We start from the raw sequence: 23,010 nt of genomic DNA, 5'->3' as shown, positions 1-23,010 counted from the left end.
GGCGGTTTTGCCGCCGGGCTTCTCTTTCGATGGTGGTAAGCTTGCTGATGACCCCTGCCCTTCAATATCCCGTCACGGACCCAAAAGCCGACGACGCAGCCGCCATTCTCGAAATGCGCGGCATCTCGCAGATCTTTCCGGGCGTGAAGGCGCTCGATAATGTCAGCATCGCGCTCTATCCCGGCAAGGTGACGGCACTGATCGGCGAAAACGGCGCCGGCAAGTCGACGCTCGTCAAGATCCTGACCGGCATCTACCGCCCGAACGAGGGCGAAATCATCGTCGACGGCAAGCCGGTGCATTTTGCGACGGCGCAGGCCGCCATCGATGCCGGTGTCACCGCCATCCATCAGGAAACCGTGCTCTTCGACGAGCTTTCGGTCGCTGAAAACATCTTTCTCGGCCACGCGCCGCGCACACGCTGGCGCACCATCGACTGGAGCGAGATGAACAGCCGCGCAAGAACGCTGCTGACCTCGCTCGAAAGCAATATCGATCCGACGATCCGCCTGAAGGACCTCTCGATTGCGCAGCGCCATCTCGTGGCGATCGCTCGCGCCTTGTCGATCGAGGCCCGCATCGTCATCATGGACGAACCGACTGCTGCCCTGTCACGCAAGGAGATCGACGACCTCTTCCGCATCGTCGAGGGCCTGAAGGCAAGCGGCAAGGCCATCCTCTTCATCAGCCACAAGTTCGACGAGCTCTATGAGATCGCCGACAATTACGTCGTCTTCCGCGACGGGCGCGCCGTCGGGCATGGGAGGCTCAAAGAAACGCCGCAGGACGAAATCGTCCGCATGATGGTCGGCCGTGATGTCGAAAACGCCTTCCCGAAGATCGATGTGGCGATCGGCGGCCCGGTTCTCGAGGTCGAAAAATACAGCCATCGCACCGAATTCCGCGATATTTCGCTGACGCTGCGCAAGGGTGAGATCCTCGGCATTTACGGCCTGATCGGCGCCGGGCGCTCGGAGCTCGCCCAATCGCTCTTCGGCATCACCAGGCCGCTCTCCGGCAGGCTGTCACTTGAAGGCCGGGAGATTTCGATCAATTCTCCGCATGACGCCATCCGCGCCGGTATCGTCTACGTGCCGGAGGAGCGCGGCCGTCACGGCCTGGCGCTGCCGATGCCGATCTACCAGAACATGACGCTTCCCTCTCTGGCGCGCACTTCGCGCAAGGGCTTCCTGAAGGCGGCGGAAGAATTCGCGCTCGCCCGCAAATATGCCGAGCGGCTGGACCTGCGTGCTGCCGCCCTGTCCGTGCCAGTCGGCACTCTGTCAGGCGGCAACCAGCAGAAGGTCGTCATCGGCAAGTGGCTTGCGACCATGCCCAAGGTCATCATCCTCGATGAACCGACCAAAGGTATCGACATCGGCTCGAAGGCTGCCGTCCACGGCTTCATCAGCGAGCTTGCCGCCGAAGGCCTCTCCATCATCATGATCTCCTCCGAACTGCCTGAGATTATCGGCATGTCGGACCGTGTGCTCGTCATGAAGGAGGGCCTGTCGGCAGGGCTCTTCGAACGCGATCAGCTTTCGCCGGAAGCGCTGGTGCGCGCGGCGACCGGAAATGCATGAGGTGACGGCTTGATGAGACTGATCAGAAAACGCGAAACCCTGCTCTTTGCCATCATCGTGGTGATGATTGCCGTCTTCTCGACGCGTGCTGCCGATTTCGCCACACCGGACAATCTCGCCGGCATCTTCAACGATACGGCAATCCTCATCATCCTGGCGCTCGCCCAGATGACGGTCATTCTGACGAAATCGATCGACCTCTCGGTCGCTGCCAATCTCGCCTTTACCGGCATGGCAATCGCGATGATGAACGCCGCTTTTCCCGGCCTGCCTCTCGTCGCGCTCATCCTTGCCGCGGTCGTGATCGGTGCAGCCCTCGGCAGCATCAACGGCTTCCTCGTCTGGCGCCTCGAAATCCCGCCGATCGTCGTGACGCTCGGCACGCTCACCATCTATCGCGGCATGGCCTTCGTCCTGTCGGGTGGGGCCTGGGTCAATGCCCACCAGATGACGCCGACCTTCCTTGCTATTCCGCGCACGCCGATCCTCGGCTTGCCTGTGCTGAGTTGGGTTGCGATCATCATCGTTGCATTGATGTATATGCTGCTGCGCTACAGCCAGTTCGGCCGCTCGGCCTATGCAACCGGCGGCAACCCGACGGCCGCCGTCTATGCCGGGATCGATACCGGCCGGACGAAGTTCCTGGCCTTCGTCCTCTCGGGCGCGCTCGCCGGTCTGTCCAGCTATCTCTGGGTCTCGCGTTATGCAGTCGCCTATGTCGATATCGCCAATGGCTTCGAGCTCGACAGTGTTGCGGCCTGCGTGATCGGCGGCATCTCGATTGCCGGCGGCGTTGGCTCGGTTGCCGGCACCGTGCTTGGCGCGCTCTTCCTCGGCGTCATCAAGAATGCCCTGCCCGTCATCGGCATTTCGCCCTTCACGCAGATGGCGATCTCGGGAACCGTCATCATCCTCGCCGTCGTTTTCAACGCCCGGCGCGAGCGCAATCGCGGCCGTATCATCCTGCGGGATCGCGCAGCAGCGGAGGTCGCAGCATGAGCATGGTTTCGTCAACGCCCGAAAAGCGCGTCATTCCCGATCGCCTCGGCACGCCCTTCAAGCGCATCATGTCGAGCTGGGAAGTGCTGCTCTTCGGTGTGGCCGTCCTGATCTTCATCTTCAATTCCGTGGCCTCGCCCTATTTCCTCGATGCCTGGAACCTCTCGGACGCGACCTTCAATTTCACCGAAAAGGCAATGATCGCCTTTGCCATGGCGCTGCTCGTCATATCAGGCGAGATCGACCTGTCGGTTGCCGCCATCATCGCCCTTGCCTCAACGGCGATGGGTGCTGCCGCACAGGTCGGCGTCGGCACGCCGGGCCTCGTGCTGATCGGCATCGGTACCGGGCTTGTCTGCGGCATCTTCAACGGTTTTCTCGTTTCGGGGCTGAAGCTGCCGTCGATCGTCGTCACGATCGGCACGATGAGCCTGTTTCGCGGCATCTCCTATATCGTGCTCGGCGACCAGGCCTACGGCAAATATCCGGCGGATTTCGCCTATTTCGGCCAGGGTTACGTCGTCTGGGTCTTCTCCTTCGAATTCGTACTGTTCATCGTGCTGGCGATCCTCTTTGCCATCCTGCTGCATGCGACGAATTTCGGCCGACAAGTCTACACGATCGGCAACAATGATTTTGCCGCCCGTTTCTCCGGCATTCCGGTCGAGCGCGTGAAATTCATCCTCTTCCTGCTGACCGGCGTGATGAGCGGTGTCGCCGCCGTCTGCCTGACCTCGCGCCTCGGCTCGACGCGTCCTTCGATCGCGCAAGGCTGGGAACTCGAGGTCGTCACCATGGTCGTGCTCGGCGGCATCTCGATCCTCGGCGGCTCCGGCACAATCGGCGGCGTCGTCATCGCCGCCTTCGTGATGGGGCTCGTCACCTTCGGCCTCGGCCTGTTGAACGTGCCCGGCATCGTCATGTCGATCTTCATCGGCCTGCTTTTGATCATCACCATCGCCATCCCGATCATCGCCCGCCGCATCAAAGCCATGAGCGCCAAATGACCCTGGAAAAACATGCCTTCAAGATGAAGCTCAATCCCGGCATGGAGGCCGAATATCGCAAGCGTCATGACGAGATCTGGCCGGAACTGGTCGATCTTCTGCACAAGTCGGGCGCCAGCGACTATTCCATCCATCTCGACCGCGAGACCAATACGCTTTTCGGCGTGCTGACGCGCCCGAAAGACCACACCATGGCGAGCCTGCCCGACCATCCCCTCATGAAGAAGTGGTGGGCGCATATGGGCGACATCATGGAAACCAATCCGGACAATTCGCCAGTTCAAAGCGACCTCGTCACCGTCTTCCATATGCCATGAGTGACTATCGCCACATCGCCGTTCTCGACATCGGCAAGACCAATGCCAAGGTCGTCGTGCTGGACAGCGCGACGGGCGCTGAAATCGCCGTTCGCAAGCAGCCGAACGCCGTCATACGCGATGGCCTCTATCCGCATTACGATATCGAAAACCTCTGGAATTTCGCGCTAGCCTCACTCAAGGCCTTCGCCAGGGAGCCAGGCTTCGACGCGCTCTCGATCACCACACATGGGGCAGCTGCCGCCCTGCTCGATGCAAATGGCAAACTTGCCATGCCTGTCATCGATTACGAGCATGAATACCCGCAGGACATCCGCGACGCCTATGACGCGCTCCGGCCGCCCTTTGCCGAGACATTCTCGCCACGCCTGTCGATGGGGCTGAATGTCGGCGCACAGCTGCATTATCAAAAGACCGCCTTCCCGGACGCGTTCGCCAAAGTCGCAGACATCCTCACCTATGCACAATACTGGTCCGCACGGCTGACCGGTATCGCGGCAAACGAGGCGACCTCGCTCGGCTGTCACACCGACCTCTGGAACCCGAAAACCGGCGCTTATTCCTCGCTGGTCGACACGCTGGCCATTCGCGCCCGGATGGCTCCGATCCGTTCGGCTTTCGATGCGCTTGGCCCAGTCCTGCCCGAGATCGCCGATGAAATTGGGCTTTCCGTGCCCGTCTATTGCGGTATCCATGATTCAAATGCCTCGCTATTGCCGCATCTCGTCGGCCGTGAGGCACCCTTCTCCGTCGTCTCGACCGGCACGTGGGTCATCAATTTCGGCGTCGGCGGCGATCTCGACCATCTCGACGCGAAGCGCGATGCTCTTGCCAATGTCGACGCCTATGGTCGCGCCGTACCGTCGTCCCGTTTCATGGGCGGTCGCGAATTCGAAATTCTCTCAGCGGAAATCGGTGAAGTCAGCGATGCCGCTGCGCGAGCTGCCGTTGCCGATGTCATCGCCAAGGGTATCATGCTGCTGCCGAACGTGGCGACGGGCTCCGGTCCCTTTCCCGGCAAGGTCAGCCGCTGGGTGGGTCTGGAGGGCGCCAGCCGCGGAGAGCGATATGCCGCGGCCTGCCTCTATCTGGCATTGATGACACAGGCCTGTCTCGGACTGATCGGCGCAAAAGGCCCCGTTATCGTCGAAGGTCCGTTCGCGCTGAACGAGGCCTACCTGTCCCTGCTTTCCGCGTTGACCGGCCGGGACACGATGGCGCTTCCCGGCTCGACGGGTACCAGTCAGGGTGCCGCGCTGCTTGCCGGCATCAGACCCGTTTCCGGCGCGGAAAGACATTTCGCACCCTATGCAATCCCAGGGCTTTCCGGCTATCGGGAGCGGTGGTACGCCGCGATGGAATAACAGTCTTTCCAACAGTGCCCTTGTTCAGACCGGCTGCGCCGCTACTGTGGCACCTCTCGATTTGATGGAGGAGACAGCATGACTGATCCATTCGACGCGCGGGCGCTGGCCGCCAAGCTTTACAGCCTGCGCCAGGACGGAAAGCAGGAGCCGACAAGCGCCTTTCCGCTGCCGAACGATTTTCACCAGGGCATGGAAGCGCAGAATTTCCTGAAGGGCCACGAAGCTGTCGCCAGCAATGCCTGGAAGGTTACGGCCTCCCCCGAGGGCCAGCCGGTTACTGCGCCCCTCCATCCCTATGCTGAAGCCGTCTCCGGCGCAACGATCCCCTGGTATCCGGGCATGAAATTCGAGGCCGAAATTGCGGTGCGCCTCGGCAAGGACCTGCCGTATCGCAAGGGCGCACCCTACAGCCGCGCCGAAGTGCTGGAAGCAATATCCAGCGCCTATCTCGGCGCCGAACTGCTGGTCAGCGCGGTCAAGGAAAGCGGTGCTGTCTCCTTCCTTCTCTTCCTCGCAGATCGCCTTGGCAATAGCGGCTATGTGCTCGGCCCCTCCATCGCAAAGAGCTTCATCGATACCGCCGCAAGCACGCCGCTGAAGGTCACCCAAGGCAGCAAGACGATCTATGACGGCCTAGCCAAACATCCGAAGGGCGACGTCGTAACCTGGCTGGTCGACTACGCCAACGATCCGCTGCGCCCGGACGATTCGCTGAAATCGGGCGCGCTCGTCACGACCGGCACGCTCAGTGGCGCCGTCGAGCTCACCGAACCCGGCGAGATCGACATCCACTTCGGCGACAGCGCGAGATTGACCTTCTCCGTCGTCTGATACGGGCATTTCCACCCGCATGAACTGGGTGATTGTCATCCCACTCCGCCTCCTGTATTAAACTTGAGTTTATTACGAAGGTTTATTTCGGCCATCCGGCCGGAGGCAGAAGTGGAAATGACGTTTCAACCGCGCATGCAAAACAGGATCCACGGCTTTTCCGTCACCAAAGGCGTCAATCGCCGGGTGTGGAACGGCATCGTGGCGGATGTCTGGGATGTGGACTGCGCTCCTCATTCCGGTGGCTATTACGTATCGCGCGACCCGCGGCTTTTCATCCTCCTTGAAAAACGCGGGCCGGGCAATTCGCGGGTGAAGCTCTCGCCACGTGCCCATGGCACGGTGCAGGACACCGAAAAGCGGCCGATCTCCTATGTGCCGGCCGATATGGAGGTCTGGGCCGATCTGGTGGGTGTGCATTCGCTGCGCCATCTCGATATCCATTTCGATGTAGAGACCATCAGCCGAAGGCTCGGCGATGAGCTCGATCCGCAGCGTCTCGCCAATGCTCAGCTCCTGTTTTCCGACGAGCGCCTTTTGTCGCTTGCCCAGTTGATTGCTGCCGAATGCGTCAATCCGCAGCCGCTGCATGATCTCTATGGAGACGGCCTGTCGCTCTCCCTCATCATCGATGTGCTGAAGCTTACCAAGGTGCAGCCGCGCAAGCGCAGCAAGCTTGCAGGTTGGCAATTGCGCCGCGCCACCGATTTCATCGAGGAGAATTGCCTGCGCAATATCCGGCTGGAAGAACTGGCATCTGTCACCGGCCTGTCGCAATCGCATTTCAGCCATGCCTTCAAGGCATCGACCGGCGTTGCGCCGCATCAATATCAGACCAATGTCCGCCTTGACCGCGCAAAACATCTGCTCGTTGGCAGCGAATATCCGCTGACGACCATCGCTGTGGAAACCGGCTTTGCCGATCAGGCCCATTTCACCCGTGTCTTCCGTAAGAATTTGGGAACCACACCGGCGAACTGGAAAAAGGCGCAGATTGCCTGATTGCAACACGCCTGGGCATTTGCGTGCAGCGCGGAAAATTGCCCAAGAACGTTCAATTTCCACCCGATCGCGACAATCCGCCCGATTAAATTTGAGTTAAACACTCGACTTATTCAAGGCCAAACCGTGGCAAGCGAGGCCGCGGCATGAGTGGGGTAAATTATGCGAGCGCAGACCAAGGGGCTCACCTTCAGGACATATCTACTGGCAGGAACGGCATTCGCCGGGATCATGGCGGGCTCTTCCGCCCTTGCTCAAGATGCCAATCCGACGCAACTGGCGCCGATCGTCATCCAGGGCGGCGATGAAACCGCCACCAGCCCCGTCAAAGGCTATGTCGCGAAAACCTCTTCCACGGGCTCCAAGAGCGATACGCCGATCAACGAAATCCCGCAGTCGGTCTCCGTTATCGGCAGGCAGGAAATGGATGATCACGGCATCACCAACAAAATCGACGAAGCACTCCTTTACACGCCCGGCGTCACAACCCAGCCCTTCGGCAATGATCCCGATACCGATTGGTTCTATATCCGCGGCTTCAACGCGACCCAGACCGGCGTCTTTTTCGACAACCTGAACCTCTTCAGCTACGGCTTCGGCGGTTTCCAGATCGATCCGTTCATGCTGGAGCGTGTCGAGGTTCTGAAGGGGCCGGCCTCGGTTCTTTACGGCGGCGCCAATCCCGGCGGCATCATCAATCTCGTACGCAAGCGCCCGCTCGATGAGCCGCTTTATTACACCGATATCGGCATCAACAGTAACGGCAACGCCTTTACCGGTTTCGATATCTCCAACAAGGTCGGCTCCAGCGATACGATGACCTACCGCATCACCGGCAAGGTCTCCGGCGGCGACAACTACTCCGATTTCTCTCATGATTTCCGCGGCTTCATCATGCCGCAGCTGAAGGTCGCCCCTGACGATGCGACGAGTTTCACCGTCTGGGGTTATCTCGCAGGCCTCGATCAGGTCCACACAGGCAACGGCTTCTTCCCCTATGAGGGCACGGTCGTGGACGCGCCCTTCGGCAAGATCCCACGCGACGCCTTCTATGGCGAGCCTGATATCGACGACGGCAGCTATGTGCAGAAGATGGTCGGCTACGAATTCGAGCATGAATTCGACAATGGCGTGAAATTCACCTCGAATTTCCGTTATGGCCACCTGGATAAACATGAGCAGGGTCCGTACCTCAACGGCTATGTGGGTGGCGTTCCAACGGCTCCAGATTACGATCTTGCCCGTATCGGTTTCGAAGGCCGGTCCGGCGTTGATTCCGTCGGCATCGACAACCGCGTAGAGGGCGAGACAGAGCTCGGCGGCACTACCCATAACCTGCTCGCCGGTATCGACTACAAATATTACCGTCTGGACAACTGGCAGGCTTGCTGCGGCTCGAACCCGATCAGCGCGACCGATCCGGTCTATGGCACGCCGCAGGGCGCCAACTTCGTTTACGCCGATGGTATCGTGAGCATGAAGCAGATCGGCATTTACGCTCAGGACCAGATCCATTTCGGCGACGGCTGGCTTCTGACGCTGAACGGCCGCTATGATCATGTCGATATCGACTCCGATGCCGTGATCGGCACGAGCTACAGTTTCGATGACGGCGCGGCCAGCGGCCGTGCCGGCCTCGCCTACGAGTTCGACAACGGCCTGACCCCCTATGTCAGCGCAGCAAGCTTCTTCAACCCGTTGATCGGCACCGGCATTTCTGGCCCCCTCAAGCCTGAAGAAGGCTATCAGATCGAAGGCGGCGTCAAATATGAACCGGCCTTCTTCGATGGCGTGATCACAGCCTCCGTGTTCCAGATCGACAAGCGCAACAATGCCGTGACCAATCCAATCACCTTCGAACAGAGCCAGCTCGGCAAGGTACGTTCGCGCGGCTTCGAACTCGAAAGCAAGATCAACGTCAACGACAACTGGAAGGTCACGGCGGGTCTCGACTATACCGACATGGAAGTGTTGGAAAACGCCGCCAACCCGCTTCTGGTCGGCAAATCCCCCTATATCACACCGAAGGTCAAGGCTTCGCTCTGGGTCGATTATCTGGTCACGACGGGTGCGCTGGAGGGTCTCAGCCTTGGCGCCGGCATTCGACATCAAGGTTGGTCATGGGCGGATGAACAGAATACCGAAAAAGTGCCATCGGCGACGGTTTTCGATGCAGCTATCCGCTACGAGAAGGAAAACTGGGCCGCATCGCTCAATGTCGCCAACCTCTTCGACAAGGAATATGTCACCAGTTGCCAAGGCCTTACGGTCTGCGGTTATGGCGATGCACGCACGGTCACTTTCAAGCTCAGCAAGAAATGGTAAGTTGACAAATATAGTTTAGTTTTTCAGGAAGCTGCGATAAAGGAGGGTTAAGGCCCTCCTGAGCCCTTTTGCAGCCAAGCCGGAGTTTCCTCGTGTCCAAGCCCTTCCTGACCCTTACCGGGATCGATTATGCCATCGGCACCAGACCCATCCTTGATGGCATCGATCTGACGCTCGAGGCTGGCCGCATCTACGGCCTGGTCGGCCCGAACGGGTCCGGCAAGAGTACGCTCTTGAAGATCGTCGCCCGACAGATTGCCCCAAAGAGCGGTGCGATCGACTTCGACGGCAAAGCCGCCGCCGACTGGGGCAGTCGCGCCTTCGCCCGCCATGTCGCGTATATGCCGCAATTCACGCCGGCGACCGACGGCATGACCGTGCGGGAACTGGTGGCCCTTGGCCGGTTCCCCTGGCATGGCACGCTCGGCCGCTTCAGCGCCACAGACCGTGAGATGGTCGAAGAAGCGATGGTCCGCACGGAGCTTGAGGATTTTGCCGACCGTCTCGTCGCCAGCATGTCCGGCGGCGAGCGCCAGCGCGCCTGGATCGCCATGATGCTTGCCCAGAATGCCCGCTGCCTGCTGCTTGACGAGCCGACGTCCGCGCTCGACCTCGCACATCAGGCAAGCGTGCTCTCGCTGGTACAGGAACTCAGCCACGAGCGCGGCCTCACCGTCATCATCGTCCTGCACGACATCAATCTCGCGGCGCGCTATTGCGATGCCATCATAGCCCTCAATCGCGGCCAGATCACCGCCGAAGGTGCGCCGGCCGATATCATGCAGGCCGATAAGCTCCAGTCGATCTTCGGCGTCGGCATGGGCGTCTTCCCGCATCCGGTTCGCAACGAGCCGGTCAGCTACCTGCTGTAGGCCATGGCGTCTTTCTCCCGCAGGCGTTTTCTAGCCGGCGCCGCAGCCACGCTGTCTGCCCCTGCACTCCTGCGGGCGGCCGACAGCCCGCGCGTCGCGACCCTCGACTGGGCACTGCTCGAAACCCTGCTGGCCATCGGCGCCAATGTGGTCGCCGGAACGGAACTGCGGCAGTTCCGTAAGGTGGCGGTCACGCCTGTCGTTCCCGGCGGCGTCACCGATCTCGGCCTGCGTGGCACGCCGAATTTCGAGGTGCTGCGCTTCGCTCGCCCGGAAGTGATCCTCAATTCGAATTTCTACGCCTGGGCTGATGCGCGCATGCAGCCGATCGCCCCTGTCGAAAGCCATGCGATCTACAAGCCCGGCGAAAGCCCCTATGCGCTTGCCGAACAGACAACGCTCGCGATCGGCGAGCGGCTGCAGCTTGCTGCTGCAAGGCAGCTTACCGAAAAGCTTTCCGCCAAACTCGACGGTTATAAGACGGCCTTTGCTGCGGGCGATGGCAGGCCGGTCATCCCGATCAATCTCGGCGATGCCAGGCATTTCCGCGTCTTCGGTTCCGACAGCATGTTCGGCGAGGTGCTGAAGCGTGTCGGCCTAACCAATGCCTGGCAGGGAGCGACCAGCTATTCGGCGACCGCTCCCGTCGGCATCGAGACGCTGGCTTCTATGCCGGATGCCTGGATCGTCATGATCCCGCCCCATCCGGCCGATGCGATCGAGGAACTTTCGACCAGCGCCTTCTGGAACGCATTGCCGGCCGTGCGCGAGAAGCGTGTGCTGATGCTTGGCTCCATCAATCCCTATGGTGCGCTCCCGGCTGCCATGCGCTTTGCCGATCTTCTGCAGGAGGGTCTTGACCATGCATGGAATGGTTAGTCTCGCCAGGCCCGCCCGCAGCCTCAACATTCCGTTTGCCACTGTTGCGCTGCCGGTGCTTTGCATCATTGCCTTCGCGCTACTGATCGCAACACGCCCGCAGGTCCCCGGCGACGTCGCTCAAGCCACCATGCTCGACGGCGTTCTGCTCTGGAACAGCATCATGCCGCGCGCCGTAATGGCGCTGATTGCCGGTGCCGCCCTTGGCCTATCCGGCACGCTGTTGCAGCGGGTGTTGCGCAATCCGATCGCCGACGCCTCAACGCTCGGCATCGCCTCCGGCGCGGAACTGGCGATGACGGCGGCGCTCAGCTTTTCGCCGCTGCTACCTGGTTTTTCGCGAGAGGTCATCGCCTTTGGCGGCGGGCTTGGTGCCGTCGCGATCGTGCTCGCCTTGAGCTGGCGGCGCGGGCTCGATCCGGTCACCGTCGCGCTCTCGGGCATGATCGTCAGCATGATCGCTGTCGCGCTGAGCGTCACACTCATCCTGGAGCGTGGCGAATATGCGATGTCGATCTATATCTGGGGCGCCGGTTCGCTGAGCCAGCAAGATTGGAACGGCGTGCTTTCGCTCGGTCCCCGCCTTGTCCTCGGCTTTACCGCCACCCTGATCCTGGTGCGGCCGTTGCGCATTCTGACGCTGGATGACGGCAGTGCCAGGAGCCTCGGCCTCGCATTGCATTCTGCCCGCCTCGCCATCCTTGCGCTCGCGGTCTGGCTCGCTGCTTCGGTCACGGCAGAGGTCGGCATCATCGGCTTCCTCGGTTTGGCAGCACCGGCAATCGCGAGACTTCTCGGCGCACGCAGCACCGGACGCCTGATGATCGCGGCACCGCTGACCGGCGCCGGTCTGCTCTTCCTCACCGATTGCCTGACCCAGATCCTCGGCCCCGGCTTCACAGATCTCGTGCCAACAGGGGCTGCGACAGCCTTGCTCGGCGGCCCATTGCTGATTTTCCTGCTGCCGCGCGTACATTCCGTTGCGGCCACGGCGGCTCAATCAACGCGGCCGCTCACGAGACTATCAAAGCCGCTTGGCGCCCTTGCCTTGCTCTGCGCCACAGTTGTGCTGCTCTTCATCGCCTTCCTCACGCTCGGCCCGGCCGATGACGGTTGGCATCTCGCGACCGGCACCCTCTTCACCGGCCTCCTGCCCTTTCGTCTGCCACGCATCATCGTCGCGGCCTGCGCCGGCGGCATGCTCGCGGCGGCCGGCTTCATCATGCAGCGGATGACCGGCAATCCGATCGCAAGTCCGGAAGTGCTCGGCATCAGCAGTGGCGCCGGGGCTGGGTTGACGGTGGCTCTCTTCTTGTTTGGCTTCCCCTCACCCGCCATCATGCTGCTCGCCATGGCGCTTGGCGCGCTCGCCGCATTCGGGACGATGATTGCCATTTCCGCCCGAGCGCAATTCTCGCCGGAACGCATGCTGCTTGCCGGCGTCGGCATCGGCGCGTTCGCCATGGCGATCGTCACCATGGTGCTCGCTCAAGGCGATATGCGCGGATACATCCTCTTGACCTGGCTCTCCGGCTCGACCAATCGCGCCGGTGCTCTTGAAGCTTGGGCGGCAATCATCTCACTTGCCATCCTCGTCGCGCCGCTGCCGTTCCTCGGCCGCTGGCTGACGATACTGCCGCTCGGTGGCAATTCCAGCCGGTCTCTCGGTCTTCGCGTTGGCGCAAGCCGCCTGACACTTGCCATTCTCGCCGCACTGATGACGGCAATCGCCTCATTCCTCGTCGGGCCGCTCAGCCTGGCCGGGCTCATCGCCCCGCACCTTGCGCGGCTTGCCGGCTTCCACCGGCCGGGCCACCAGCTTACGGTGAGCGTTCTCTTCGGGGCTGGCGTGCTGATGACAGCCGACTGGCTCTCGCGCGTCGTTATCTACCCTTATCAGGTGCCGGTCGGCCTCTTCGCGGCCTTGATCGGCGGTCCCTATCTCATATGGCTGCTTTCGCGAAAGGACATCAAACAATGATGGCTGCACCTTTTACCGCATCCGGCGTCGCAATTGCCGTCGATCCCGGCAGGATGCTCGACGAGCTTTGCACTCATTTTGTCGAACACAGCATCGTCAGGCGCGATGGCGACCAAGTGACCCTGGAGATGATGATCGGCAAGGCCGATATCCGCCATGAAGGCCGCTCGCTTGCGATCGAGCTCTCCTGCAAGAGTGCGCGCGCACTTCAAAATGTCCGCTCAGTGCTTGCCGAGCACCTCTTCCAGTTTGCCGGCGAGGATACGTTGGAGCTCACCTGGTCGGACGCGCCGAAAGCCGACCGGCTGCCGGACTTGCGAGAAATCCGCGTCATCGGCGCCTGCAATATCAGCCCTCACATGCGCCGGGTAACCGTTGCCTGCGACGACACCAAACATTTCGCTCATGGCGGACTGCATTTCCGCCTGCTCATCCCGCCGAAGGGTCGCGTGCCTGTCTGGCCGAAACTGCGCGCGGATGGGCGTATCGAATGGGCGAAAGACGAGGATGCGCTGACGGTGCGCATCTACACGTTCCGCAGTATCGATCTGGAGCGTGGCGAGATCGACATCGATTTCGTGCTGCACGAGGGCGAAAACATGCCCGGCGCGGAATGGGCGATGAATGCGAAGCCCGGCGATATCGCCGGTGCTCTGGGGCCTGGCGGCGGCGGCGTTCCCGATGCAACCACGATGATCCTCGCCGGAGACGAGACGGCGCTACCGGCCATTTCGCGCATCGCCGCCGAAGTCCCTGCCGGAACACGGCTGCGCATCTTCCTCGAAGTCGATGGCCCTGCGGAAGAGCTGCCCCTGCCGTCGGCCGGTACGGCCGATCTTACCTGGATGCATCGCAACGGTGCGCCTGCCGGCTCTATGGGTCTCATCGAAAACGCCATCAAGGATGCGTTGGCTGACGCCGCTGCGGACACTTTCGTCTGGGCCGGTTGCGAGCGATCCGAGGCCAAACGCATTCGCGATTTTCTCAAGAGCGAACGCGCCCACGATCGCCACAAGATGAGCATCGGCGCTTACTGGGAGCGCTAGACGCCCCTCACATCTTTTCGCGGAACATCTCGATGATGGCGGAAAAATCCTTGCCGCCATTGCCGAGCTTTTCGAAGAGCGCGTAGAGCTGTGCTGCCTCCGCCCCAAGCGGCGTGGACGCACCGCTCACCAGCGCCGCTTCCTGCGACAGCCTGAGATCCTTCAGCATCAGCGCTGCGGCAAAGCCCGGCTTGTAGTCATTATTGGCCGGCGAGGTCGGCACCGGCCCCGGCACCGGGCAATAGGTATTGATCGACCAGCATTGGCCCGATGAGGTGGAGGCGACATCGAAGAGCGCCTGATGCGAGAGGCCGAGCTTTTCGGCCAGCACGAAGGCCTCGCAGACGCCGACCATGGAAATGCCGAGGATCATGTTGTTGCAGATCTTCGCCGCCTGACCAGCGCCTGCCTCACCGCAATGGACGATCTTCTTGCCCATGGCATCGAGGACCGCCTTTGCCTTGGCGAAGGCTTCGTCGGAGCCGCCGGCCATGAAGGTCAGCGTGCCGGCGCTTGCCCCGCCCGTGCCGCCGGAAACAGGTGCATCGAGCGACAGGCAGCTCGCGGCCTTGGCCATCTCATGCGCCTTGCGGCTGCTTTCGACATCGATCGTCGAGCAGTCGATGACGAGCGTGCCCTGCGCGGTCGACTGCAGGATATCGGTCCAGGCCGTCAGCACGTGTTTACCCTGCGGCAGCATGGTTATGACGATGTCCGCGTCCTTGACCGCCTGGCTAGCATGGCTTGCCGGCTTCACGCCGCTTTCTTCGGCAGCCTTCAGCACGGGAGCGGCCAGGTCGAAGCCAAGCACCTCGTGACCGGCCTTGACGAGATTGGCGGCCATCGGCCCGCCCATATTGCCGAGGCCGATGAATGCGATCCTTGCCATGCTCATCTCCTATCTGTTGTCCTCGAGGATCATGGCCGCTGCCTTTTCGGCGATCATGATCGTCGGCGAATTGGTATTGCCCGAGGTGATGGCGGGCATCACCGAGGCATCCGCGATCCTGAGCTTGCCTAGCGCCCGCAACCTGAGCCGCGGGTCAACCACGCTGTCCCTGTCCACGCCCATGCGGCAGGTGCCGACGGGATGGAAGATCGTCGTGCCGATATCGCCCGCTGCCTTCTCCAACTCTACCTCGCTCTGATAGCTCGGCCCCGGCTTGAACTCTTCCGGGCGGAAGCGGGCAAAGGAAGGCTGCGCCACGATCCGGCGCGTCAGCTTTATTGAACGAACAGCTATGTCGCGATCGCGCTGCGTCGAGAGGTATTTAGGCGCGATGACGGGTTGGGCGGCAAAATCCGGGCTGGAAACATGCACGGAACCGCGGCTTTCCGGCCGGAGATTGCAGACACTCGCCGTGATCGCCGGAAAGCGGTGGACGGGATCTCCGAACCTGTCCAGCGAAACCGGCTGGACATGATACTGCAGATCAGGCGTTTCCTTGTCAGGACCGGAACGGGTGAAGATACCGAGCTGGCTTGGCGCCATCGCCATCGGGCCGGAGCGGCGCAGGAGATATTCAATCCCGATCGCCGCCTTGCCGATCAGCTTGGAGGCCTTTTCGTTGAGTGTCGGCACGCCGGTGACCTTGTAGGCAAGCCGAAGCTGCAGGTGATCCTGCAGGTTTTCACCGATACCCTTCACCTCGGTCAGCACATCGATGCCGGCCTGATGCAGAATCTCACCGCGGCCAATGCCGGAGAGTTCAAGAATATGTGGCGAACCGATGGAGCCGGCCGATAGCACGGTCTCCCTCGCCGCATAGGCCCGCTTCGCCGTGCCGCCATGCTGGAACTCGACACCAACAACAGCGCCCTCCTCGATAAGCAGCCGGCGCACCTGTGCCTTTGTCATGACAGTGAGATTGCCGCGTTTCATCGCGGGGCGCAGGAAGGCCTTCGTCGCATTCCAGCGGATGCCGGAGCGCTGGTTGACGTCGAAGTAGCCCGAACCCTCATTGCTGCCGCGGTTGAAATCCGCCGTTTCGGGAATGCCGGCCTCCTTGGCGGCCTGCTGGAAAGCGTCGAGCACGTCCCAGCGCACCCGCGCCTTTTCCACGCGCCATTCGCCTCCGGCGCCATGCATATCGTCCCCACCCTGGTAGTGATCCTCCGACTTGCGGAAAAAGGGCAGCACGTCATCCCAGCCCCAGCCGGTGCAGCCCATCTGCCGCCAGAGATCGTAGTCGCGCGCCTGGCCGCGCATGTAGATCATGCCGTTGATCGACGAGCAGCCGCCAAGCACCTTGCCGCGCGGATAGTTCAGCGCCCGTCCGTTTAGCCCGTCCTCGGGCGCGGTCGTAAAACACCAGTCGGTGCGCGGATTGTTGATGCAGTAGAGATAACCGACGGGAATATGGATCCAGTGGTAGTTGTCGTTGCCGCCCGCCTCCAGCAGAAGAACCCTGGTGTTGCGGTCGGCCGACAGCCGGTTCGCGAGCACGCAGCCGGCGCTGCCGGCGCCGATGATGATATAGTCGTAGCGATCCATGGATCGTGCACTCCGAAATGGCTGCGTCCCGCCTCCCCGGGGTCGGGGAAGCGGGATTTCGCGCCGCCGCTGCACATCTTCTCCCGTTGCAGGAAAAGCGGTCCGCCCATTCAGCGGCGATAGACAAAGCCCAGTTTACGCCCGAGCCGAGAGGCGTAGAATTCGCCGATAATGCCGCGACGGAAGATCAGCACGCAGATCATGAAGACCACACCGGTAATGATGGTCACCGGAAATTCCGAGGTGGCGAGATAATTCTGCAGTGTCACGACCAGACCGGCTCCGAAGACCGGGCCGATCAGCGTGCCGATGCCGCCAAGCAGCGTCATCAGGATCACCTCGCCAGACATCTGCCAGGCGACATCCGTCAGCGTCGCAAACTGGAAAACCAGCGCCTTGACCGATCCGGCAAGCCCGGCAAGTGCTGCAGACATGACGAAAGCGCCGAGCTTGTAGCGCGCCACGGAATAGCCGAGCGATATCGCCCTTTGCTCGTTCTCGCGGATCGACTTCAAGATCATGCCGAAGGGTGAGTTGATAAAGCGCCAGATGATCAAAAGGCCGATCAGAAATACCGCCAGCACGAAATAATACATGTTGGTCGAACTGTTGAGATCGATGAAACCGAGGAGATGGCCGCGCGGCACGGACTGAATGCCATCCTCGCCCTCGGTGAATTCCGCCTGCAGACAGAAGAAGAAGAACATCTGCGACAGCGACAGCGTGATCATCGCGAAATAGATGCCCTGCCGGCGGATTGCGAAGAAGCCCATGACGAGGCCGAGAAGTGCTGCCCCGAGAACACCAACGAGAATTCCGAGCTCCGGCGGAAAGCCCCAAGACTTCACCGTATAGGCAGTGAAATAGGCCGCTCCCCCGAAGAAGGTCGCATGACCGAAGGAGAGCAGACCGGTATAGCCGAGCAGGAGGTTAAAGGCGCAGGCAAAGAGCGCGAAGCACAAGAGCTTCATCAGGAAGATCGGGTAGAAGAAGAAGGGAGCAAGCAGCAGAAGCAGCAGCCCGATGATCAGGAACCCGGTCTGCACCGACATCGCGGTGCGGCTCTTTTCCGTGCGGATCGTTTCGGTGATGTCAGCCATGTCACGCATCCCGTCCGAAGAGGCCCGCGGGCCTGATGAGAAGCACGATCGCCATGATGACGAAGATGACGATATTGGAGGCCTCCGGATAGAAGACCTTGGTCAGACCTTCCGCGATACCGAGCACATAGCCGGTGACGATGGCGCCCATGATCGAGCCCATGCCACCGACCACGACCACCGCAAAGACGACGATGATCATGTTCGAGCCCATCAGCGGCGACACCTGATAGATGGGTGCCGCCAATACACCGGCAAAGGCGGCAAGGCCGGCACCGAGCGCATAGGTGAAGGTCAAGAGAACCGGCACATTGACACCGAAGGCCTGGACGAGAGTGGCATTTTCCGTTGCAGAGCGCAGATAGGCGCCAAGCTTGGTCTTTTCGATCAGCAGCCATGTGCCGATGCAGACGACGAGCGACACGATCACCACCCAGCCACGATAGATCGGCAGGAACATGAAGCCAAGATTCACGCCGCCGGCTAGCGCCGGTGGCGTCGCATAGGGTTGGCCGGATGAGCCGTAGAGATAGCGGAACGTTCCTTCGACGGCGAGCGCCAGCCCGAAGGTGAAGAGCAGGCCGTAGAGCGGATCGAGATCATAGAGGCGACGAAGGAAGAGCCGCTCGATAACGGCGCCGGCAAGCCCGACGATGACCGGCGCCAGGATCAGCGATGGCCAGTAACCTATACCGAGATAATTCAAGAGCAGATAGGCGACGAAAGCGCCGAGCATGTACTGGGCGCCGTGCGCGAAGTTGATGACACGCAGAAGACCGAAGATGATCGCAAGACCGAGGCTCAGCAGCGCATAGAACGAGCCGTTGATCAGGCCGATCAGCAACTGGCCGAACAACGCCTGCAGGGGGATGCCGAAGATCATCGTCATCGCGTCACACTCCCAGAACCTTGTGCAGCACATCCATGCGCTGCGGCAGTTCGCCGACAGGGAATTCCGAGACCATCTGCCCATGATCCATCAGATAGAAGCGATCGGCAATACGGCTCGCGAAGCGAAAATTCTGCTCGACCAGCACGATCGTCATGCCGCGCTCCTTCAGCGTTTTCAGAACTTCGCCGATGCGCTGCACGATAACGGGCGCCAGTCCCTCCGTCGGCTCGTCGAGCAGCAACAGGCGCACGCCGGTGCGCAGAATGCGGGCGATCGCCAGCATCTGCTGCTCGCCGCCGGAGAGCTTGGTACCGGAACTCGTGCGCCGCTCGTAGAGGTTCGGGAAAAGCTCGTAGATTTCATCCAGGCTCATGCCGCCTGGCGCCACGACGGGCGGCAGCAGCAGGTTTTCCGAAACCGTCAGCGTCGAGAAAATGCCGCGCTCCTCGGGGACGAAGCCGATGCCCTTGTGCGCCGTCTTGTGCAGCGGCACCTGCATCATGTCCGTGCCGGCAAAGCTGATCTTTCCCTTTCGAGCGCGCACAATGCCGGTGATGGTGCGCAAAGTCGTCGTCTTGCCGACACCATTGCGGCCGAGAATGGTGATCATCTCGCCCTCGCCGACCGTCATGTCGATGCCGTGAAGGATGTGACTTTCGCCGTACCAGGCGTTGAGGCCCTGGACTTCGAGAAGCGGTGCCATCAGTCGTGCTCCTCCGTACCCATATAGGCCTGGCGCACACGCTCGTCCCGGCTAACGGTCGCATAGTCGCCCTCGGCAAGGATTTCTCCACGTTGCAGCACGGTGACATGCTGGCAGATATTGGCGACAACGGAGAGATTGTGCTCGACCATCAGAACCGCACGATCGCGTGCAACATCCCGGATGATGGCGGAGACGACGCTGACATCCTCCTGCCCCATGCCGGCCATCGGCTCATCGAGCAGCAGCACCTTCGGATCGAGCGCCAGCGTGGTGGCAATCTCAAGCACCCGCTTGCGGCCATAGGAGAGATCGACGGCGATATGATCGCGCTCCTTGGAAAGTCCGACGCTGGCAAGCAATTGCTCGGCCCGCTCATTCAGGCTGTCAAGCGCCGAAAGCGGCCGCCAAAACTGCGTGGAAAGATTGTTCGACCGCTGCAGGGCGACCCGCACGTTGTCGAGCACCGTAAGGTGCGGAAAGACCGCCGAGATCTGGAAGGAGCGGACGAGGCCCATGCGCGCCACCCTGTCCGGCGGCGTCCTGGTGATATCCGTGCCCATCAGCGTAATCGTGCCTGATGTCGGCTGCAGGAACTTGGTGAGCAGGTTGAACACCGTCGTCTTGCCGGCGCCATTCGGCCCGATCAGCGCATGGACGCTCGCATCATGCACATCGAGATCGACATTCTTGACGGCCGTGAAGCCGCCGAAATCGCGCTGCAGGCCGCGGGCGGAAAGCACCACCCGCGGCTTGGCCTGAGTTTCATTTGCGGAAACCGCCATTGTTCACTTCACCAGATCGCAGCCGCTCTTGGCGGGGTCGATATAGGCTTCCTTGCCCGGAATGGTGGCGAGAACGTTGAAATAGTCCCACGGCTCCTTGCTTTCCGAGGGCTTCTTGACCTGCAGCAGGTACATGTCGTGGATCATGCGGCCGTTCGGGCCAACCGTGCCGCCACGGCCGAAGACGTCGTCGACAGGCATCTCGTGCAACTGCTTGGCAACGGCTTCCGTCTCGTCCGTGCCAGCTTTCTGGATCGCCTTCAGATATTGCAGAACGGCCGAATAGGTGCCGGTGTGGACCATGTTCGGCATCTTGCCGGTACGGGCGAAGAACTTCTTGGCGAATTCCCGGCTCTCGTCATCGCGGTTCCAGTAATAGCCTTCCGTCAGCGTCAGGCCCTGCGCGGCCTCCATGCCGAGGCCATGGACTTCGGCAAGTGTGAAAAGCAGCGCCGCCAGATGCTGGCCGCCCTGAGTGATGCCGAATTCAGCGGCCTGCTTGATGGCGTTCGACGTGTCGAGGCCGGCATTGGCAAGGCCGATGACCTTGGCGCCTGATGATTGCGCCTGGAGCAGGAAGGACGAGAAGTCCTGGGTCGACAGGGGATGGCGCACCGACCCGACAACCGTGCCGCCGCTCGCCTTCACATAATCGGTGGTCTGTTGTTCCAGCGAATAGCCGAAGGCATAGTCCGCCGTCAGAAAGAACCAGCTGTCTCCGCCCTGTTTGACCAGCGCACCGCCGGTGCCGACGGCCAGAGCATGGGTGTCATAGGCCCAATGGAAGCCATAGGGCGAGCAGGCCTTGCCGGTGAGATCGGTCGTCGCAGCGCCGGTAACGATATCGATCTTCTTCTTTTCCTTGCCGATAGCTTGCACGGCAAGCGCCACCGAAGAGGTCGTCAGCTCCATAATGGCATCCACCTGTTCGGTGTCATACCACTGACGCGCAATGTTGGAGGCGATATCAGGCTTGTTCTGATGGTCGGCATCGACGATCTCGACCGGCATGTCGAGTACCTTACCGCCGAAATCCTCGACCGCCATCTTCGCAGCCTCGACAGAAGACTTGCCACCGAAGTCGGCATAGACGCCCGACTGGTCGTTCAGAATACCGATCTTGACCTTTCCATCGGAAATGGCTGCGCTCTGGGCAAACACGGCAGTGCTGCTTGCAAGCAAAAATGCAACGGACGCAATGAAATTCTTTCGCATAGTCTCTCCTCCCAGAGATTGGCCAGATTGCGAATCTGTTCAAATTTGGCGACCCGCCCTCCTCAAAGCGGCCACTCCGCCCTTACGATCACGGAATTTCCTCCATGAGGCAACTGGCGGTTTACATCTAATTCCAAACAGTATCTGTTCGTTTTTGAACAGAACCCGTCACAAGCCGCTCTGGCGACAGTCGCGGCGCCTCCTTGACGGGCGGCATTAGACCAAAGACGTAGACGGATAGGCGACGCCAATGAGTCACGCTTCGCAATTTACCTGGGACGATCTGCAGTTTTTTCTAGCCGTCGCCCGCACCGGTCAACTTTCGACGGCGGCGCGGCAGTTGCGTGCCAGCCACGCGACCGTCTCGCGGCGCATCGACAGGCTGGAATTTGCGCTGAAAGTGAAGCTTTTCGAGCGAAATCCGCGCGGCTACGTGCTGACCGCCATGGGTGCGCGCTTTGTCGAAACCGCCGAGAAGATGGAGCAGGAGACGGAGCGCCTGCGAGCCGATCTTTCCGATGGCTCCGGAAGCCAGCGCGGACTCGTGCGGCTGAGCGCGCCGGAAGGCTTTGCCAACTTCTTCTTTGCGACGGTGCTGCCACAATTTGCCGCGCGCCATCCACATCTCGCGCTGGAACTCGTCACCATTCAGCAGATCATGTCGCTGTCGCGCAAGGAGGCGGATATTTCCGTTGTCCTCGACGAGCCGAAGGGCGGGGCTTATTTTGCGGAGAAGCTCACGGATTACCATCTGCAGGTCTACGCTTCGCGCGACTATCTGGCGCGCGCCGAGCCGATCCGCACGCGCGACGACCTGCTGAAACATCCTTTCATCAGTTATATCGAGGAAATGATCTTCGCGCCGGGACTGGATTATCTCGGCGACGTGCATCCGCGCATCAAGCCGCAATTCCAGAGTTCAAGCATCTTCGCGCAACTGACCGCCACGAGAAACGGCCTCGGCCTCGGCATCCTGCCCTATTTCTTCGCCTGCCGTTATCCTGAGCTTGTGCGCGTGCTGCCCGACGAAATCGACCTCAAGCGCCACTACTGGATCACCTGCCATCGGGATCTCAAGCAGGCACCGCGCGTGCGCGCCGTCATCGACTTCCTGCGGGAAACAGTTCGCAGCGAGGATGCCCGTTTTATCCCGCCTTTTATCGGCGTGTCAGGCGCGATACGGAAGGCGAAGGCCGAAACCTGACTATTTCAGGAATTCGGCGCGGTGCGGGGTGAAGGTGTCGATCAGCCGGCCCTTTTCCAGCGCCTTGACGCCATGGACGAGATTGGGCGGAACGATGAAGCTGCCGCCTTGCTTCAGCACTTCGGTGCGCCCGTCGATCGTCACCTCGAAGCTGCCTTCGGCAACATAGCTTGCCTGGATATGCGGGTGAAAATGCGCAGCCCCTACGGCGCCCGGCTCAAAGACGACTTCCACCATCATCATCTCGGGCAGATAGGTCATGATACGCCGGGTCACACCTGGCTCGGGGTTCACCCACTCGGCGGCCTCGGCCGATACGAAAAGATCGCTTGATGACATGTCTGCCTCCTCGCTCCAGAATCCACCTGACCGGAATCTATCCGACCAGATCCGTCGCGCGCAAACTGG

At 61.1% G+C, this 23,010-nt stretch carries 21 protein-coding genes; 13 read left to right on the top strand and 8 right to left on the bottom strand.

What is annotated here, in order from left to right:
* The first annotated feature begins 47 nt into the window (after nucleotides 1-47).
* The 12 genes from ACK9YZ_RS25355 (at nucleotide 48) to ACK9YZ_RS25300 (ending at nucleotide 14,209) form a co-directional block, all read left to right on the top strand.
* On the top strand, nucleotides 48-1,583 hold the full coding sequence (locus ACK9YZ_RS25355) for a sugar ABC transporter ATP-binding protein (protein ID WP_416068057.1): 1,536 nt from the start codon (nucleotides 48-50) through the stop codon (nucleotides 1,581-1,583).
* Nucleotides 1,584-1,592: 9 nt separating this feature from the next.
* A complete protein-coding gene (locus ACK9YZ_RS25350) occupies nucleotides 1,593-2,582 on the top strand; it encodes an ABC transporter permease (protein WP_416068056.1) in 990 nt (329 codons plus the stop codon).
* Entirely contained in the window at nucleotides 2,579-3,589 is a 1,011-nt protein-coding gene (locus ACK9YZ_RS25345) for an ABC transporter permease (RefSeq protein WP_416068055.1), read from the top strand. The genes ACK9YZ_RS25350 and ACK9YZ_RS25345 overlap by 4 nt, the downstream gene beginning before the upstream one ends.
* Entirely contained in the window at nucleotides 3,586-3,906 is a 321-nt protein-coding gene (gene rhaM, locus ACK9YZ_RS25340) for an L-rhamnose mutarotase (protein WP_416068054.1), read from the top strand. The genes ACK9YZ_RS25345 and rhaM overlap by 4 nt, the downstream gene beginning before the upstream one ends.
* Nucleotides 3,903-5,270 carry an FGGY-family carbohydrate kinase gene (locus tag ACK9YZ_RS25335; protein WP_416068053.1) on the top strand — a complete coding sequence of 456 codons (1,368 nt, stop codon included), beginning with the start codon at nucleotides 3,903-3,905 and terminating at the stop codon, nucleotides 5,268-5,270. Before rhaM ends, ACK9YZ_RS25335 begins: the two co-directional genes overlap by 4 nt.
* A gap of 78 nt (nucleotides 5,271-5,348) precedes the next feature.
* On the top strand, nucleotides 5,349-6,104 hold the full coding sequence (locus ACK9YZ_RS25330) for a fumarylacetoacetate hydrolase family protein (protein ID WP_416068052.1): 756 nt from the start codon (nucleotides 5,349-5,351) through the stop codon (nucleotides 6,102-6,104).
* 117 nt (nucleotides 6,105-6,221) lie between these two features.
* Entirely contained in the window at nucleotides 6,222-7,106 is an 885-nt protein-coding gene (locus ACK9YZ_RS25325; RefSeq protein WP_416068051.1) for a helix-turn-helix domain-containing protein, read from the top strand.
* A 162-nt stretch (nucleotides 7,107-7,268) separates the two neighbouring features.
* Nucleotides 7,269-9,431: a TonB-dependent siderophore receptor gene (locus ACK9YZ_RS25320; RefSeq protein WP_416068050.1), complete on the top strand. Its 2,163-nt coding sequence runs from the start codon at nucleotides 7,269-7,271 to the stop codon at nucleotides 9,429-9,431.
* A gap of 92 nt (nucleotides 9,432-9,523) precedes the next feature.
* Nucleotides 9,524-10,303 carry an ABC transporter ATP-binding protein gene (locus tag ACK9YZ_RS25315; protein ID WP_416068049.1) on the top strand — a complete coding sequence of 260 codons (780 nt, stop codon included), beginning with the start codon at nucleotides 9,524-9,526 and terminating at the stop codon, nucleotides 10,301-10,303.
* Between the two features lie 3 nt (nucleotides 10,304-10,306).
* Nucleotides 10,307-11,182, top strand: coding sequence for an ABC transporter substrate-binding protein (locus ACK9YZ_RS25310; RefSeq protein WP_416068048.1), 876 nt, complete (start codon nucleotides 10,307-10,309; stop codon nucleotides 11,180-11,182).
* Entirely contained in the window at nucleotides 11,175-13,163 is a 1,989-nt protein-coding gene (fhuB, locus tag ACK9YZ_RS25305; RefSeq protein WP_416068423.1) for a Fe(3+)-hydroxamate ABC transporter permease FhuB, read from the top strand. Before ACK9YZ_RS25310 ends, fhuB begins: the two co-directional genes overlap by 8 nt.
* Nucleotides 13,160-14,209, top strand: coding sequence for a DUF2218 domain-containing protein (locus ACK9YZ_RS25300; protein ID WP_416068047.1), 1,050 nt, complete (start codon nucleotides 13,160-13,162; stop codon nucleotides 14,207-14,209). The genes fhuB and ACK9YZ_RS25300 overlap by 4 nt, the downstream gene beginning before the upstream one ends.
* Before the next feature lie 7 nt (nucleotides 14,210-14,216).
* Here ACK9YZ_RS25300 and mmsB read toward each other — a convergent pair whose 3' ends face one another.
* The 7 genes from mmsB to ACK9YZ_RS25265 form a co-directional block, all read right to left on the bottom strand.
* Nucleotides 14,217-15,098, bottom strand: coding sequence for a 3-hydroxyisobutyrate dehydrogenase (gene mmsB, locus ACK9YZ_RS25295; RefSeq protein ID WP_416068046.1), 882 nt, complete (start codon nucleotides 15,096-15,098; stop codon nucleotides 14,217-14,219).
* 9 nt (nucleotides 15,099-15,107) lie between these two features.
* A complete protein-coding gene (locus tag ACK9YZ_RS25290) occupies nucleotides 15,108-16,703 on the bottom strand; it encodes a GMC family oxidoreductase (RefSeq protein ID WP_416068045.1) in 1,596 nt (531 codons plus the stop codon).
* Nucleotides 16,704-16,813: 110 nt separating this feature from the next.
* Complete coding sequence (locus ACK9YZ_RS25285; RefSeq protein ID WP_416068044.1) at nucleotides 16,814-17,803, bottom strand: branched-chain amino acid ABC transporter permease; 990 nt, start codon at nucleotides 17,801-17,803, stop codon at nucleotides 16,814-16,816.
* 1 nt (nucleotide 17,804) lies between these two features.
* Nucleotides 17,805-18,692 carry a branched-chain amino acid ABC transporter permease gene (locus ACK9YZ_RS25280; RefSeq protein WP_416068043.1) on the bottom strand — a complete coding sequence of 296 codons (888 nt, stop codon included), beginning with the start codon at nucleotides 18,690-18,692 and terminating at the stop codon, nucleotides 17,805-17,807.
* A 4-nt stretch (nucleotides 18,693-18,696) separates the two neighbouring features.
* Nucleotides 18,697-19,398, bottom strand: a complete 702-nt coding sequence (locus tag ACK9YZ_RS25275; RefSeq protein ID WP_416068042.1) for an ABC transporter ATP-binding protein — start codon at nucleotides 19,396-19,398, stop codon at nucleotides 18,697-18,699.
* Nucleotides 19,398-20,183, bottom strand: a complete 786-nt coding sequence (locus ACK9YZ_RS25270; protein ID WP_416068041.1) for an ABC transporter ATP-binding protein — start codon at nucleotides 20,181-20,183, stop codon at nucleotides 19,398-19,400. The genes ACK9YZ_RS25275 and ACK9YZ_RS25270 overlap by 1 nt, the downstream gene beginning before the upstream one ends.
* Nucleotides 20,184-20,186: 3 nt before the next feature.
* Nucleotides 20,187-21,398, bottom strand: coding sequence for an ABC transporter substrate-binding protein (locus tag ACK9YZ_RS25265; protein WP_216759092.1), 1,212 nt, complete (start codon nucleotides 21,396-21,398; stop codon nucleotides 20,187-20,189).
* Between the two features lie 250 nt (nucleotides 21,399-21,648).
* On the opposite strand from ACK9YZ_RS25265, the gene ACK9YZ_RS25260 reads away from it, so the two are divergent.
* Entirely contained in the window at nucleotides 21,649-22,602 is a 954-nt protein-coding gene (locus tag ACK9YZ_RS25260) for a LysR family transcriptional regulator (protein WP_416068040.1), read from the top strand.
* On the opposite strand, the gene ACK9YZ_RS25255 is transcribed toward ACK9YZ_RS25260, so the two are convergent.
* Nucleotides 22,603-22,941, bottom strand: a complete 339-nt coding sequence (locus ACK9YZ_RS25255; protein ID WP_216759128.1) for a cupin domain-containing protein — start codon at nucleotides 22,939-22,941, stop codon at nucleotides 22,603-22,605.
* Between the last annotated feature and the right edge of the window lie 69 nt (nucleotides 22,942-23,010).

This window comes from Rhizobium sp. ZK1 (assembly GCF_047782645.1).
In the GTDB taxonomy this organism is placed as follows: domain Bacteria; phylum Pseudomonadota; class Alphaproteobacteria; order Rhizobiales; family Rhizobiaceae; genus Rhizobium.
Note: the sequence above shows the minus strand (reverse complement) of the source record. Positions and strands in the feature narration are given on the sequence as shown.